This is a genomic window from Streptosporangium sp. LJ11, from assembly GCF_051918945.1.
Taxonomy (GTDB): Bacteria; Actinomycetota; Actinomycetes; order Streptosporangiales; family Streptosporangiaceae; genus Streptosporangium.
Genome location: NZ_JBPXMB010000001.1, coordinates 15,045 through 30,420 on the forward strand (window position 1 = coordinate 15,045; position 15,376 = coordinate 30,420).

General features: G+C 71.4%; 14 protein-coding genes. 7 read left to right on the forward strand and 7 right to left on the reverse strand.

Annotated features, from left to right (window positions below):
* Positions 1-25: 25 nt before the first annotated feature.
* On the reverse strand, positions 26-646 hold the full coding sequence (locus ACTOQ3_RS00090) for a DsbA family protein (protein WP_440081257.1): 621 nt from the start codon (positions 644-646) through the stop codon (positions 26-28).
* Between the two features lie 220 nt (positions 647-866).
* On the opposite strand from ACTOQ3_RS00090, the gene pepN reads away from it, so the two are divergent.
* On the forward strand, positions 867-3,434 hold the full coding sequence (gene pepN / locus ACTOQ3_RS00095; RefSeq protein ID WP_440081258.1) for an aminopeptidase N: 2,568 nt from the start codon (positions 867-869) through the stop codon (positions 3,432-3,434).
* A 191-nt stretch (positions 3,435-3,625) separates the two neighbouring features.
* On the forward strand, positions 3,626-4,588 hold the full coding sequence (locus tag ACTOQ3_RS00100) for a hypothetical protein (RefSeq protein WP_440081259.1): 963 nt from the start codon (positions 3,626-3,628) through the stop codon (positions 4,586-4,588).
* Between the two features lie 31 nt (positions 4,589-4,619).
* On the opposite strand, the gene ACTOQ3_RS00105 is transcribed toward ACTOQ3_RS00100, so the two are convergent.
* The 3 genes from ACTOQ3_RS00105 to ACTOQ3_RS00115 form a co-directional block, all read right to left on the reverse strand.
* On the reverse strand, positions 4,620-5,216 hold the full coding sequence (locus ACTOQ3_RS00105; protein ID WP_440081260.1) for a hypothetical protein: 597 nt from the start codon (positions 5,214-5,216) through the stop codon (positions 4,620-4,622).
* Between the two features lie 81 nt (positions 5,217-5,297).
* Positions 5,298-5,660: a DUF5130 family protein gene (locus ACTOQ3_RS00110; protein WP_440081261.1), complete on the reverse strand. Its 363-nt coding sequence runs from the start codon at positions 5,658-5,660 to the stop codon at positions 5,298-5,300.
* A 48-nt stretch (positions 5,661-5,708) separates the two neighbouring features.
* A complete protein-coding gene (locus tag ACTOQ3_RS00115) occupies positions 5,709-6,008 on the reverse strand; it encodes a hypothetical protein (protein WP_440081262.1) in 300 nt (99 codons plus the stop codon).
* 521 nt (positions 6,009-6,529) lie between these two features.
* Here ACTOQ3_RS00115 and ACTOQ3_RS00120 point away from each other — a divergent pair.
* From ACTOQ3_RS00120 to ACTOQ3_RS00130, 3 genes are all read left to right on the forward strand, one after another.
* A complete protein-coding gene (locus ACTOQ3_RS00120) occupies positions 6,530-7,171 on the forward strand; it encodes a nuclease-related domain-containing protein (RefSeq protein ID WP_440081263.1) in 642 nt (213 codons plus the stop codon).
* 562 nt (positions 7,172-7,733) lie between these two features.
* Positions 7,734-9,572, forward strand: a complete 1,839-nt coding sequence (ilvD, locus tag ACTOQ3_RS00125; RefSeq protein ID WP_440081264.1) for a dihydroxy-acid dehydratase — start codon at positions 7,734-7,736, stop codon at positions 9,570-9,572.
* An 81-nt stretch (positions 9,573-9,653) separates the two neighbouring features.
* Positions 9,654-10,136 (forward strand): helix-turn-helix transcriptional regulator, encoded by a 483-nt coding sequence (locus ACTOQ3_RS00130; RefSeq protein ID WP_386161303.1) that lies wholly within the window; start codon positions 9,654-9,656, stop codon positions 10,134-10,136.
* A 151-nt stretch (positions 10,137-10,287) separates the two neighbouring features.
* Here the strand turns inward: ACTOQ3_RS00130 and ACTOQ3_RS00135 are convergent, their stop codons facing one another.
* The 3 genes from ACTOQ3_RS00135 to ACTOQ3_RS00145 all read right to left on the reverse strand — a co-directional run bounded on the left by ACTOQ3_RS00135 (position 10,288) and on the right by ACTOQ3_RS00145 (position 12,008).
* The gene (locus ACTOQ3_RS00135) at positions 10,288-10,509 is read right to left on the reverse strand and encodes an FmdB family zinc ribbon protein (RefSeq protein ID WP_440081265.1); all 222 of its coding nucleotides are present in this window, start codon (positions 10,507-10,509) and stop codon (positions 10,288-10,290) included.
* A gap of 32 nt (positions 10,510-10,541) precedes the next feature.
* A complete protein-coding gene (locus tag ACTOQ3_RS00140; protein ID WP_440081266.1) occupies positions 10,542-11,363 on the reverse strand; it encodes a GNAT family N-acetyltransferase in 822 nt (273 codons plus the stop codon).
* Between the two features lie 135 nt (positions 11,364-11,498).
* Positions 11,499-12,008, reverse strand: a complete 510-nt coding sequence (locus tag ACTOQ3_RS00145; protein ID WP_329084484.1) for an HNH endonuclease — start codon at positions 12,006-12,008, stop codon at positions 11,499-11,501.
* A gap of 318 nt (positions 12,009-12,326) precedes the next feature.
* Here ACTOQ3_RS00145 and ACTOQ3_RS00150 point away from each other — a divergent pair, with 318 nt between their 5' ends.
* Both ACTOQ3_RS00150 and ACTOQ3_RS00155 read left to right on the forward strand, forming a co-directional pair.
* Positions 12,327-14,399, forward strand: a complete 2,073-nt coding sequence (locus ACTOQ3_RS00150; protein ID WP_440081267.1) for a prolyl oligopeptidase family serine peptidase — start codon at positions 12,327-12,329, stop codon at positions 14,397-14,399.
* 139 nt (positions 14,400-14,538) lie between these two features.
* On the forward strand, positions 14,539-15,345 hold the full coding sequence (locus ACTOQ3_RS00155) for a helix-turn-helix domain-containing protein (RefSeq protein WP_440081268.1): 807 nt from the start codon (positions 14,539-14,541) through the stop codon (positions 15,343-15,345).
* The last annotated feature ends 31 nt before the right edge of the window (positions 15,346-15,376 follow it).

The window sequence follows — 15,376 nt, forward strand, 5'->3', positions numbered from 1 at the left end:
GCGCGCGGGCGGCGGGAGGAGCGGATCAGTCGAAGATCGGCTGCCGGGTCCTGGAGCGCTTGAGCTCGAAGAAACCGTCGGTGCCCGCCACCAGGCGCACGCCGTCCCAGAGTTTGCCCGCCTCCTCGCCCTTGGGGGCCGGTGAGATGACCGGGCCGAAGAAGGCGACACCGTCGACGGAGATCACGGGGGTGCCGACCTCCTGGCCGACCCGGTCGATGCCGTCGTTGTGCGAGGCGCGCACCACCTCGTCGAACTCCGTGGAGTCCATCGCGTCGGCGAACGCGCGGTCCAGCTCCGCGGCCTCCAGGGCCTCCTCGACGGTCTCGCGGAGCGTGTCGAGCTCCTGGAGCCTGCCCTGGTTGTGGAAACGGGTGCCGAGCTCGGTGTAAAGGCGGCCGACCGTCTCGGAGTCGTACTTCTCCTGCACGGCGGCGACCACCCGGACCGGCCCGATGGCCCTGGCGATCATCTCGCGGTAGCTGTCGGGGACCTCCTTGTCCTCGTTCAGCACGTTGAGGCTCATGATGTGCCAGCGCGGCTCGATCGAGCGCACCTTCTCCACCTCCAGCAACCAGCGGGAGGTCATCCAGGCGAACGGACAGAAGGGGTCGAACCAGAGATCCACGGGAGTGCGCTCAGTCATTTTCTTCGGCTTCCTGCTCGTGAGGGTGCTTCGGTAGCGACAACCCGGACGGTGGAGTCCCCTATTCCGCAGGCTTATTAATACCTTGACATGCCTCTTTATTCTCGAATCCGGGTATCAGTCCGCAGGCTGATGCGAAGCGACGGTCCGCGCCCTTACGTGGCAGGATTCAGTCACCCCTTAGCAATGGAGCGGGGGAAGTTGTGAAGAGGGAGCGGTAGTGGCAGGCAATCTGACCCGTGACGAGGCGCGCGAGCGCGCACGGCTGCTCAGCGTGCAGTCCTATGCGGTGGAGCTCGACCTGACCGAGGGTGAGGAGCGCTTCGAGAGCGTCACCACGGTTCGCTTCACCAGCACCCGGCCGGGTGCGGAGACGTTCGTCGATCTGGCCGGCGCCAAGGTGCGCAAGGCCGTCCTCAACGGCGTCGAGCTGGACGTGAGCGGCTACGACCCGGAGGCCGGGCGGCTGCCGCTGCCGGGCCTGGCCGAGACCAACGAGCTGCAGGTGGACGCCGACTGCTCCTACAGCCGAACCGGCGAGGGCCTGCACCGCTTCGTCGATCCGGTCGACAAGAGCGTCTACCTGCACAGCCAGTTCGAGACGGCCGACGCGCACCGGATGTACGCGTGTTTCGACCAGCCCGACCTCAAGGCCTCCTTCGAGCTGACGGTGCTCGCGCCGTCCCACTGGGAGGTCATCTCCAACGCGGCGCCCGACGCGGCCGAGGAGCTGCCGGAGCACCGCGGCAAGCACGGCGCGCTCCAGGCGGCCAAGCGCTGGCACTTCCCGCCCTCCCCGGTGATGTCGACCTACATCACCGCGCTGTGCGCCGGGCCGTACCACAAGGTGACCTCCGAGCACGACGGCATCCCGCTGGGCCTGTACTGCCGGGCCTCGCTCGCCGAGCACCTCGACGCGGACAACCTCTTCGAGGTGACCAGGCAGGGCTTCGACTTCTTCCACAAGGTCTTCGGCGTCCGCTACCCGTTCGGGAAGTACGACCAGCTCTTCGTGCCCGAGTTCAACGCCGGGGCGATGGAGAACGCGGGCTGCGTGACCTTCCTGGAGGACTACGTCTTCCGCTCGCGCGTCACGGACGCGGTGATCGAGCGCCGCGCCGAGACGATCCTGCACGAGATGGCGCACATGTGGTTCGGCGACCTGGTCACCATGCGCTGGTGGGACGACCTGTGGCTGAACGAGTCGTTCGCCACCTACGCCTCGGTGCTCTGCCAGGCCGAGGCCACCCGCTGGGGCCAGGGCGCGTGGACGACCTTCGCCAACGTCGAGAAGGCCTGGGCCTACCGCCAGGACCAGCTGCCCTCGACCCACCCGATCGCCGCCGACATCGTCGACATGCACGCGGTCGAGGTCAACTTCGACGGGATCACGTACGCCAAGGGCGCCTCGGTCCTCAAGCAGCTCGTCGCCTACGTGGGGCTGGACAACTTCCTGGCCGGGGTCCGCGACTACTTCAACGAGCACGCCTGGGGCAACACCACGCTCGCGGACCTGCTCGGCGCGCTGGAGCGCACCTCGGGACGCGACCTGTCGTCCTGGTCGAAGGAGTGGCTGGAGACCTCCTGGGTCAACACGCTGCGCCCGTCGTTCACCGTCGACTCCGAGGGCCGTTTCCTGGAGTTCGACGTGCTCCAGGAGGCCCCGGCCGACTACCCGACGCTGCGCTCGCACCGCGTCGCCATCGGCCTGTACTCCCTGCGGGACGGCGAGCTGGTCCGCGTCAAGCGGGTCGAGCTGGACGTCGTCGGCGCGCGCACCGCGGTTTCCGAGCTCGTCGGCGAGGTCCAGCCGGACCTGGTCCTGATCAACGACGACGACCTGACGTACGCCAAGGTCAGGCTCGACGAGCGGTCGTTGCGGACCGTGACGGAGGGCGGCATCGGCAGGTTCACCGAGTCCCTGCCCCGCGCGCTGTGCTGGTCGGCCGCCTGGGACATGACCCGCGACGCCGAGATGTCCACCCGCGACTACCTCACCCTGGTCGTCTCCAACATCGAGTCGGTCACCGACATCACGGTCGCCCAGACCGTGCTCCGCCAGGCCCGGCTGGCCGTCCAGCAGTACGCCGACCCCGCCTGGCGCGCCCAGGGCCTGGCCCGGCTGGCCTCCGCGCTGCGCGGCCTGGTCACCGCGGCCGCGCCCGGCTCCGACCACCAGCTGGCCTACCTGAACGCGCTGGCGGCCGTGGCCGCCTCCACCGAGGACCTGGCGTTCCTGAAGGGGCTGCTGGACGGCGAGACGGTGCTCGAAGGCCTCACCGTCGACACCGACCTGCGCTGGACGCTGACCGGCGCCCTGGTCTCCGGCGGCCTGCTCGGCGAGGAGGACATCGCCCAGGAGCTGCTGCGCGACGCCACCGCGACCGGCGAGCGCTCCGCCGCGCTCTGCCGCGCCGGGATCCCCACGGCCCAGGGCAAGGCGAACGCCTGGGCCGCGATCACCGAGGGCAGGCTGAGCGGCGCGCTGCTCCGCTCGACGATCGCCGGTTTCATGGACCCGCGCCACCCGGACCTGCTGGAGCCGTACGGGGCGAAGTACTTCGAGGAGATCGGCAGGATCTGGTCGTCCTGGAGCTCCGACAGTGCCCAGAACTTCGCGAACGGCTGCTACCCGGCGCTGAACATCTCCTCCGAGACGGTCGCCAGGACCCAGGACCTCATCTCGTCCACCCAGCCGCCGCACGCCCTCAAGCGCCTGCTGCTCGAAGGTGCCGACAGCATCGGCCGTGCCCTGCGCGCCCAGGCCAAGGACGCCTCGGCGGCCTGAGGCCTGCGCACCCCCGCGAGGCCGGTCCCGGTCGCGAAGAAGCCGGACCGGCCTCGCGGGGGCCCGGGGCGAAGCCTTGGCCGATTCCCGGAAAATACTGGTAGAAATAGTCACCAAGCGGGGAGGCGCCCCGCGTGTCGTTTTGCCTGGGCAACATTTCTGTCGTTCGTGGGTCGTGAGAGGGTAATCACGTGGAATCGGCGCGTGACCTGCTCGTCTCCCTGGCCCGCAGATACGCCTTCGGTGACGTCGGGGCCCTCGCCTCGGGCGTCGTGAAGGACGCCGGCAACATCGAGGCGGCGTGCGAGTTCGGCCAGCGGCTGCTCTCGCTCGACGCGGAGGACTTCGCCGCCGAGGCGCGGGCCGTGCCGAGCGATCTACGGCGGCGGGCGCGGGCCTGCACGATGCCGCAGACGCCCCGCGAGCAGCCGCGAGGCGCGCTGGAGTCGCTGCGGCCCGCGTACGGGCTGCTGCTGGAGGTCATCGCGGTCAGGTGGCACCGCCGCGAGCTGAGTCCCATGGTCGCCGCCCTGCACATCGCCAGCGAGTACCTCCCGCTGCTCGCCTTCGAGCCGGTGCTCGGCAGCGCCGGAGACCCGGCGCGCTGGCCGGAGGGCCTCACCGCGCCGGGCAGCAGGTTCGGGGTGATCGGCGACCGCGACTGCGACCACACGAGGGCCGAGCAGTCGGCCGTGAACCGGACCCTGCGGGTGGCCGGGGAGCCGGCCGAGGGGTGGCGCGCCTACTTCGACCGCCAGCACAGCCAGGTGGCCGGGGCGCTGGCCACCTGCGTCGCCGACTGCCGCAACCCCTGCACCGCGATGGACTGGGTGGACCCGGAGCACCGCGACGACCTCATGCTGCGTTCCCGGGTGGCCCTGGCCTTCGCCGACACCCCGCTGGTGCGATTGCGCCACGCGGCCCCGGTGGGCCACGGGTTCGGCGTGCCCTCCCCCGAGGAGGTCACCGAGGCGTGGGAGCGCAGCCGGACCGCGCTGGCCAAGAACGGCGTGGGCGGCGAGGCGTCCGAGGACGACGGCTTCCCGCTGCCGGGGTTGCCCGCCCTGTTCTCCGCCGTGGCGGGCGTCCCGGTGGCACCCTCGACGCTGCTGACGGACATCAGCACGTACCTGGTGAAGCTTCTCCAGTCCTGATCGGCCGGACCCGGCCCCGAGGCTCAGAGGCTCAGAGCGAGCTGTCGATGAGCAGCGACAGCGCGCAGCAGGTGACGGAGAACGTCATGAGCAGGACGCTCCGGCGGATGTAACGCTGTTTGGCGTCCCCGACGGCGTTGAGCCTCCTGATCTCCAGGACGGCGAGGTCGACCCTGGCCTCGCCGTCGCGGCCGCCCGGAGGCGGTCCCACCCGGTACCCCAGGCGGGGGTCCGGTGCCGGCGGCGGGTCGTCGGCGAATCCCCCGGGGTAGAAGCGGCGCCGCTCCAGGGCCCTGCCCGCGAGCCCGGCGGTACGGCGGTAGAGGGCTCCGGCGAGCACGAGCATTCCCATCAGCCAGAAGAACATGCTCGTCCACCAGAGCCACTCGATCCTGCTGGACAGTTCGCCGGGCCTCCAGTGGCCGTTCAGCAGCCCGACGGCGACGGCACCGGCGGCGGCCCCCGTCGTGAACAGCAGGATGGCCGCCGTCTCGTCCTCCCTGCGGACCTTCCGGCGGGCGTCCGCGAGGGTCGCCTGGACGTAGTCGAGGATCCTGTCCGGTTCCCGTTCCGCCGCGGACCTCCTGCGAGAGCGACCCGGCAGCGCGTCCCACATGATCCTCAGCACGAGCCGATTATCCGGGAAAATCATCCTTGCTCCGCCCGAACGGACCGCCCTGAAGATCATCTACTTGGCGGGGCCGCGGGGTCACCTGCGCCGCGACGCCTGGTCCGCGAGCAGCAGGACCCCGGTGACCAGCCCGCCCACCAGATCGCCCAGGCCGAGCACCGCGGCCATCGACGTCGCGGCCACCCGGCACTCGGCGTCGGGCAGCCACTCCCTGGCCAGCGAACCCGTGACGATCTCCAGTGCCCTCCCCCGCTGGTCCACGAAGACGAGCACGGCTCGGTCCGCGTCTGCGCCCAGCGCGGCGTGCAGCCGTTCGGAGAAGTGGCGGCGCGGCCCGATCGCCGGCCCGAGGTAGGCGGCGAAACGCAGCCCGGTACTCCGCTCCGCGGTGCGCAGGGCCCCGCGGACGTCGTCCCCCTGTGTCGGGGTCAGGGTGAGCATCTCCGTCACCTCGCCTTCGCCAGTCCGGTGATTCACCGATCGGCCGGTTCACCAGGTCGCCGACGCCCCGCCGGTGTGCCGTCCGGGCTCGGAGGTCTCCGCGAGCGCGACCCAGTCGGCCTCCGGCTCCGGGGACCCGGCGGGTCGCCGCCCGGTCAGCACGAGGACGGAGCCGGCGATCCCCCGCTCGCTGCCGAGCGGACCACCCAGCCAGACCGCACCCGCCGAGGTGCTCCTCGCGGCCTTGTCACGCAGCCTGCCGGGCATCGTCACGAGCAGGGCGATGAGCAGGAACAGGCCGCCGGAGACTCCGACGAGAAAGCCGAAGACCTCGATCGCGCTGTCCACACCTCAAAAGTAACCCGGCGCCGACCCCCCCGTCGAGGGCCGCCGGACGGCGGGTCCGCGCTCGCCCCGCGAACCCCCGCGGGCGGCCTCGATCTGCGACGACACGGAGATCGGCGTGCCGTCGGGTGAGGTCTCCCCGCGCCGCGCGGCCGCCGCCGCCCGCTCGGGAGGGTTAAGATCATGAACGTGGTTCACGCCCCGCGCGGCAGGCGGTCATCCGGAGCGAAAAGTTCCTAAGGTACCCGGTTCATAGCAGTGCCAAGCGGATGACGGCGGTCACAAAAGTATGAGATACGCAATACTAGGCACCCCCGAGGACGTCAGCTACCGTGAGTTACGTGGATTCCGGTCAGGTACCAGAAGACGGTAACACTACGTCACCGATTTGGGTCAGCGACCGACAGGCCGAGGACCGGCCGACGTCTCGACCCGCCGCGCCAGCGTCTACGTACGCACCTGTCGAGCGCGCCTCGCTGCGCAGCCTGCTCGACCACCCGAAGTACCGCCACCTGCGCCGACGTGTGATCATCTCGATCGGCGTGGGCGTGCTCGCGGGCGTCCTGCTGGCCAGCTGGCCGCTGGGCCTCAGCGCCGCCGTGGTGGCCGCGATCGTCGACACGGTGCTTCGCGCCCGCTCCAACTCGTCGGTGCCCGCCTGGCGGCGCGCCTCGGTCGCGGAGCGGCGCACGGAGATGCAGCTGAAACGGCTGGAGCGCGGGGGCTACCGCACCCTGCACGCCCGCGCGATCCCCGGCAGCGAGGCCCAGATCGACCATCTGGTCGTGGGCCCCACCGGCGTCTACGCGGTCGACTCCGAGAAGTGGGACAAGCGCCTGCCGGTCCGCGTCCAGTCGCACCGCAAGCTGTTCCACGGCCCGTTCAGCCAGAAGCCCCGCCTCGACGAGGCCCGCTGGGAGGCCTCCCAGGCCGGAGAGCTGATCGGCGCCGAGCTGGGCCGCGAGGTCACGATCGTGCCGTCCCTGGCGATCTACGGCCCGGCCATCCCCTGGAAGGTCCTCAACGTCCGCGAGGTCGACGTGTTCGACGGCAGTCGTGTCCGTAAATGGATCACCAAGCGGGAACGCTCACTCACCGACGCCGAGATCGACAGGATCTTCGAGGCCGCCAAGCAGGTTCTGCCCGCGCGCTATCCGGAGAACTGATCCAGGCCGTCCCGCGAGCCCGTTCTCGACCATCGACCGCGCCTCCCCCGTCGGGACCGACGGGAGTCCGCCCCGCCACGGCGCCCCGGCCAGGCGACTCCCGTCTCCCCTCCCTCCGCCGCCCCCGCGGGCTTCCCGTGCCCGCGGGCACGCCGGAGCCCGTCCCCTCCCGCGCGGGCGATCGAAGGCCTTACCGCGTGGGCGTCGCGGTGTGCGGCGGGTGACCGAGGCCCCTTCGGCGCGGGCGTCGCTCGTCCCGGGTTCGCCGGGCGCGGAGACCTTCGGTAGTGTCGGGGAACACCCTGGGCCTGTCGGGCCCACCGGCCGCCGCCCCGATGCCCACCCCGCACCCCGTCGGCGTTCCGGAACCGTCCCGGACACCAGCGCGGCGCCTCGCCGCCCCCGGCCCCGCCCGCCCCGTCTCGTACGTCGATCATGCTCGTGCGGTGTCGGCGGAACCCGTGGTCACCGGCCGGACGTCTCGCGGCGTGGACAGGCGTCTCATGCACCGGGCGATAGCCGTACCATTTGTAGACACGGTTTCGATGATGGGAGAAGCCTCATGCCCGCCCTCAGGTCTCGTACGGTCACTCACGGCAGGAACATGGCCGGGGCCCGGGCCCTGCTCCGGGCGACGGGCGTAGCAGGCGAGGACTTCGGGAAACCGATCATCGCCGTGGCCAACAGCTTCACCCAGTTCGTCCCCGGGCACGTCCACCTCCGCGAGGTCGGCGACGTCGTCGCGGGCGCGATCCGCGAGGCGGGCGCGATCCCGCGCGAGTTCAACACGATCGCGGTCGACGACGGCATCGCGATGGGCCACGGCGGCATGCTCTACTCGCTGCCCAGCCGGGAGCTGATCGCGGACGCGGTCGAGTACATGGTCAACGCGCACTGCGCCGACGCCCTGATCTGCATCTCCAACTGCGACAAGATCACCCCGGGCATGCTGCTCGCCGCCTTCAGGCTCAACATCCCCACGGTCTTCGTCTCCGGCGGGCCGATGGAGGCGGGCAAGACCCCCAACGGCAAGCTCGACCTGATCGACCCGATGATCGCCGCCGCCAACGACGCCGTCTCCGACGCCGAACTGCTGGAGATGGAGGAGAACGCCTGCCCGACCTGCGGTTCGTGCAGCGGGATGTTCACCGCCAACTCGATGAACTGCCTCGCCGAGGCCATCGGCCTCGCACTGCCGGGCAACGGCACGATCCTGGCCACCCACAAGGCGCGCAGGAAGCTGTTCGAGGACGCCGGCCGCCAGCTGGTGGAGATCACCCGCCGCCACTACGAGCAGGACGACGAGACGGTCCTGCCGCGCGCCATCGCGACCAAGGACGCGTTCGAGAACGCCATGGCGCTGGACGTGGCGATGGGCGGCTCGACCAACACGATCCTGCACATCCTGGCCGCGGCCCGCGAGGCCCGGGTCGACTTCGGGCTGAAGGAGATCAACGAGATCTCGCTGCGGGTGCCCTGCCTGTGCAAGGTCGCCCCCGCCACGGCGAAGTACCACGTCGAGGACGTGCACCGCGCGGGCGGCATCCCGGCGATCCTCGGCGAGCTCGACCGGGCGGGCCTGCTCCACCGCGACGCGTACACCGTCAACGGCGGCACCCTGGGCGACTACCTCGACGGCTGGGACCCCCGGTCGCCGCAGGTGCTGCCCGAGGCGCTGGAGCTGTGGCACGCGGCCCCCGGCAACGTCCGCACCGTCAAGCCCTTCTCCCAGGGCGCCCGGTGGGAGGAGCTGGACCTCGACCGCGCCGAGGGCTGCGTCCGCGACTCCGAGCACGCCTACACCCGCGACGGCGGCCTGGCCGTCCTGTACGGCAACATCGCCACCGAGGGCTGCATCGTCAAGACCGCCGGGGTCGACGAGTCGATCTGGAGGTTCGAGGGCCCGGCCGTGGTCTTCGAGTCGCAGGACGACGCGGTCGAGGGCATCCTGAACAACAGGGTCAAGGCCGGCGACGTCGTGGTGATCCGCTACGAGGGGCCGAAGGGCGGGCCCGGCATGCAGGAGATGCTCTACCCCACCTCGTTCCTCAAGGGCAAGGGGCTGGGCAAGGACTGCGCGCTGGTCACCGACGGCCGCTTCTCCGGCGGCACGAGCGGGCTGTCCATCGGCCACGCCTCCCCCGAGGCGGCCGAGGGCGGCATCATCGCCCTCGTCGAGGACGGCGACCTCGTCGCGATCGACATCCCCGGCCGTTCGATCGAGCTGAAGGTCGCCGAGGAGGAGCTGGCCGCCCGCCGCGAGAGGCTGCTGGCCGACCTGGGCGGCTACCGGCCGCGCGACCGCCAGCGCCAGGTGAGCGCCGCGCTCCAGGCGTACGCCGCGCTCACCACCTCCGCCTCGACCGGCGCCTCGCGCGACCTGTCACAGCTGTCCCGCTGACCTGGGCTTCCTGTCGGGTAGAGATGCCTTACCCGACAGGAAGTTCGAAAAAATGTCGGTGCTCGGACGTATTATCAGGGTATGGCTGATGTCATGAAGCTCACCGCCCCGCTGACGACCGCCGAGATCGCCGCCCTCGCCCTGTCGATGGCGCATCTGGGGTCGGGTCCGCAGGCCAACGCCGCCCGCAGCGGCCTGCGCCACGCCTTCGAGCAGATGGAGCTCGACGACGACATCGTCGCCACCACCCTGGCGACCCTCACCGAGCCGATGTCCGCCCCGACCGCCGACCGAGCCCGCACGATCGCCACCGCCATCACCTCAGGCCTCGTCATCCGCCTCCACTACCAGGACGTCTCCGGGCGGGTCACCGTCCGCGACGTCGACCCGGTGACCTGCATGGTCCACCGCGAATACTGGTATCTCGTCGGGATGTGCCGCCTGCGCGGCGCGATCCGGGCGTTCAGGTTCGACCGGATCATCGCCACCGAGCCCACCTTCATGCCGGCCCGCCCGCACCGGGCCGAGGCGTTCCTGCCCTTCCAGGGCAAGCGCGCCGCCTGACCGGTCGCACGAGGCCGGTCACGGAGCAGGCCCGGAGCGGCCGTGTTCATCCGATCTGTCACCCGGCGGTGCGAGCCGACCCGGGTGGCGGATCCCGGCGGGGAGCCCCTGCCGCGACGGTTCCGGGCCGGGGCTCCGCCGACGGCGGTGCCTAGCCGCAGCAGCCGCCCCCGCAACACCCGCCGCCACCGCCGGAGGGCCGGGGCGCGGCGGCGGAGCCCGCGGAGCCGCCGGTCACGGCGACCGTGGAGAGCAGTTTGACGGTGTCGTCGTGGCCGTCGGGGCAGAGCGCGGGCTCACCGGAGCGGGCCATCGGGCGGGAGATCTCGAAGGTGGACCCGCAGGCGCGGCAGCGGAAGTCGTATCGGGGCATGACCCCAAGGTTACCCAGGTTGCCCGGATCGCTCACGCGAAGGTGATGGAGGCGTAGTCGCTGACCGGCCGGTAGCCGATCGCCTGGTAGATCGAGTTGGACGTGGGATTGGACAGGTCGGTGAAGAGCAGCACCTCGGTGGCGCCCTCGGCACTCACCTTGGCGCTCACCGCGTGCGAGATCGCGGTGCCGTAGCCCTTCCCGCGAAACTCCGGGGGCGTGTAGACCGGGCCGACCCGGGACATCCCGCCGAGAGGCACGGAGGCCCCGGCGAACGCGACGGGTCGCCCGCCCGCCTCCCACACGATGAGCTCCCGCCTGGCGATCCGGCTGGCCACCAGCGCGGTCAGGTCGAGGTAGGCGATGCCTTCCGCCTCGGCCTGGAACTCCTCGCCCCACCGGACCAGGAGATCGAGATCGGCGGGGCCGGCGACGCGGGAGGCCCCGTCCGGGAGGGGTTCCGGGGAGACGAGCGCGTCGAGCCGGTAGAGGCGTTCGGCGCGGCGCCCCGCCTCGGGCCGCCACCAGGAGGCGGCGAACGCCTCGGCCAGCGGGAGCGGCCCGCTCACACCGGAGATCGCCCTCTCCGCCTCGATCAGGTGGGTGGCCAGCTCGGGCACGACGTCCGCGGGGATCTCCGGGAGCAGGAGGAAGTGGGGGGGCGTCTGGATCGCCGTCGCCACGACCTCGCCGTCGCGCTCCAGCCGCCCCAGCAGCGGGTCGTCGCCCCACAGGCCGTTGCGTACGGCACGCAGGACCGTGAGGGGGACGGTGTTGCGAACCGGGTCCCGCAGCAGCCACGGCTCCGCCACGCCCGTGTACGCCTCGACATCGGAGGTGAAGATCCATGTCATGAGGTGATTGTGCCGATCGTGGATCTTCCGCGCCAGCGGATACGGCCTGGCGCGCGGGCATGGCAGGCGTCCGCGGCCGCCGCGGCCGCCTTCGGGAAGGCGGCCGCGGCGGGCCCCGTCATCGGATCCCGGCCCTCAGGCCGCGCTCTCCGCGAGGTAGGGCGCCCACTGGGGGTCGCCGACGATGTGCGCGCCGATCAACCGCCAGTGGACGCCGCGTGGCACCACCGGGGCGACGTTGAGCGTCCACCCCAGTTCCTCCAGCATGCGGTCGGCCTTGCGGTGGTTGCACGTCGTGCACGACGCGACGCAGTTCTCCCACGTGTGGGGGCCGCCTCGCGAGCGCGGGATGACATGGTCGATGGTCTCGGCCCGCTGGCCGCAGTAGGCGCACCGGTAGTCGTCCCGGCGCATCAGCGCGGTTCGGGTCAGCGGGATCCGCGACCGGTAGGGGATCCGGACATATCTCCGAAGCCTGATCACCGAGGGGACGTCGAGCGTGCGGCTCGCCGAGCGGAACACGGCGCCCCGCCCGTCACGGTGCACGACGTCCGCCTTCTCCCTGAGCACGAGCACGACGGCCCGGTGCAGGGAGAGCGTGGTCAGGGGTTCGTAGGTGGCGTTCAAGAGCAGGACCTGGCGCATCAGCGAGCCTCTCCCGCCGCACGACACGTCAATCGGGGGGGCACGCCGATGCGTGCCCCGGCTGGCGGCCCCTCCTGGGGCCCGGGCGCTTCCGTCACGAGGACCTCCGCCGGACGGCCCAGCGGATGCTCACCACGGCACCGTCCTTCACCAAGTTTGGCTGCTGCAACGTAGTTCTCGCCACCCATAAATGACTGGAGAGACACCTGATACGTTTTATGCCCGCATTACCAGTTCTTAACTCCTCCCGCCGCAGATCAGATACGCCCCCCGCGCAATGAGCCCGTCCCGTGGTCCTGACGTCGTAGGGTTCCAGCCATGACGCGACAGCCATACCCTCCAGCCAGCCGTCTCGAGCTCGTCGAGGAGCTCCACGGTGTGCCTGTTCCCGACCCCTACCGATGGCTTGAGGACCCGGACGACCCGGCGACGAAGGACTGGCTGGTGGGGCAGGAGAGACTGCTGGAGACCGGGCTGGACGCCCTTCCCGGACGTGAGGGCTTCAAGGCCCGGATCGCGGAGCTGCTCGGCTCGGGGTCGATCGGCGCGCCGACGTGGCGTGGGGAGCGGCGGTTCTTCATGCGGCGCACCCCCGGGCAGGAGCACGCCGTGCTCTACACCGTGGACCCCGGCGGCGCCGAGCGGGCGCTGCTCGACCCGATGGCGCTGGACCCGACCGGGTTGACCACCCTCGACTCCTGGCAGCCCGACAAGGAGGGCCGCCTGCTCGCCTACCAGGTCTCGGTGGGCGGTGACGAGGAGTCGAGCCTCTACCTGATGGACGTCGCGTACGGCGACCGGATCGAGGGGCCGATCGACCGCTGCCGCTACTCCCCCGTGGCGTGGCTGCCCGGCGGCGAGGCTTTTTACTACGTGCGCAGGCTGCCCGCCACCGAGGTGCCCGAGGGTGAGGAGCAGTACCACCGCCGGGTCTACCTGCACAGGGTCGGCACCTCCACCGAGGAGGACGTCCTGATCTTCGGCGAGGGCCTGGAGAAGACCAACTACTACGGTGTGGCGGTCTCCCTCGACGGCCGCTGGCTGCAGATCTCCGCCTCCAGGGGTACGGCGCCGCGCAACGACCTGTGGGTGGCGGACCTCCAGGCGTCCTCCCACTCCTCGCCCGAACTGGTCGTCGTCCAGGAGGGCGTCGACGCCCAGAGCGCCCTGCACTTCGGCCGTGACGGCCGCCTGTACGTCTTCACCGACCGGGAGGCCCCGCGTGCCCGCGTCTGCGTGACCGACCCGTCCGACCCGCGGTTCGAGAACTGGCGCGACCTGATCCCGCAGGACCACGAGGCCGTGCTGACGGACTTCGCGATCCTCGACGGCCTCGACCGGCCGGTCATGCTCGTCGGCTGGACCCGCCACGCGATCAGTGAGATCTCGGTGCACGACCTGGTCACCGGCGAGCGCGTCGGCGAGGTGCCGACCCCGGGGCTGGGCACCATCGGCGGCATCAGCGAGCGTCCCGAGGGCGGCCACGAGGCCTGGTTCGGCTACACCGACAACACCACGCCGCCGAGCATCCAGCGCTACGACGCCCGCACCGGCGAGACGACGCTCTGGGCCGCCTCCCCCGGCGCCGTCGAGGTGCCCGCCGTCGACACCGAGCAGGTGACCTACCGCTCGGCCGACGGCAGCGAGGTCCACATGCTGGTGATCTCCCTTCCCGGCGCCGAGGGCCCGCGCCCCACCGTCCTGTACGGCTACGGCGGCTTCGGCATCTCGATGACCCCCGGTTACTCCGCGTCCATCCTGAGCTGGGTCGAGGCGGGCGGCACGTACGCCATCGCCCAGCTGCGCGGCGGCGGCGAGCAGGGCGAGGAGTGGCACCGGGCAGGGATGCTCTCCCACAAGCAGAACGTCTTCGACGACCTGCACGCGGCGGCCGAGCACCTCATCGCCACCGGCGTGACCACGTCCTCGCAGCTGGCCATCTCGGGCGGCTCCAACGGCGGCCTGCTGGTCGGCGCGGCCCTGACCCAGCGCCCCGAACTGTACGCCGCGGTGGTCTGCTCGGCGCCGCTGCTCGACATGATCCGCTACGAGCTGTTCGGCCTGGGCGCGACGTGGAACGTCGAGTACGGCTCCGCCGAGAAGCCCGACGAGTTCGCCTGGCTGCACTCCTACTCTCCCTACCACCACGTGCGGGAGGGCGTGTCCTATCCGGCGACGCTGTTCACCGTCTTCCAGTCCGACACCCGGGTCCACCCGCTGCACGCCTGGAAGATGTGCGCCGCCCTGCAGCACGCCCAGGCCTCGGATCGGCCGATCCTGCTCCGCAACGAGGCGGAGGCCGGTCACGGGGCCCGCGCGGTGAGCAAGACCGTCGAGCTCGCCGCCGACCAGCTCACCTTCCTCGCCTACCACACCGGGCTGACCTCCTGAAGGCGCGGCAGGGCACGGGTCGAAGGGCGCGGGTCACGGAGGCACGGGCGCATCCGGGACTCCGCGCGCGCCCCCGGCGGCCGCGACCGCCGGGGGCCGCAGCGGCCGGATTGTCGGGGGCGGCGGCTATGGTCGGGGCGTGAACGACGCGGCGGTGGCCGAGGGCCTGACCTTCACGGAGAGTGACCCCGGGGCCTTTTTGCGGCCCTACGTCACGCACCTGTCGGCCTACACCGAGCGTCACGCCGATCCCACGGTCCAGCGGCGGCCGCCGTTCGCCGGGGTCGTCATGATCTTCGGGTTCGGTACGCCGCTCGCGCTGAGCGGCCCGGAGGGGTCGCGGCTGCTGGCCTCCTTCGCCGGCGGCCTGCACGACACCTATGTCGACACCACCACGGCCGGGATCGCCGAGGGGGTGCAGGTCAACCTCACACCGCTCGGGGCCAGGCGGCTGCTCGGGGTGCCGCTGCGGGAGCTGGCCAACCGGGTGGTCTCCCTGGAGGAGGTGCTCGGCGGCTGGGCCACGGCCACGCTCGAGCGGCTGGCGGAGGCCCCCGGCAGGGCCGCCAGGATCGCCCTGCTGGACGGGGCGCTCAGCGGGCGCATCGGCGAGGCGCCGCCGCCCGACCCCCGCGTCGGCTGGGCGTGGCAGCGCCTGGTCGCCACCCGCGGCACGGTGTCCGTGGCCTCGATAGCCGCCGAGCTGGGGTGGAGCAGCCGGCACCTGGTCTCCCGCTTCCACGACCAGATCGGGCTGGCGCCGAAGGCCGCGGCCAGGGTGCTGCGCTTCGAGCACGCCACCGGCCGCCTGAGGTCCGGCATGTCCCTGGCCGACACCGCCGCCGTCTGCGGCTACTACGACCAGGCCCACATGAACCGCGATTTCAGGATCATGGCGGGCGCCACTCCCCGCGAGCTGGTGCCGTCCCCGCGCGCCATCGGGTGATAAGGTCAGATTTTTCCAAGCCTCGCCGCTC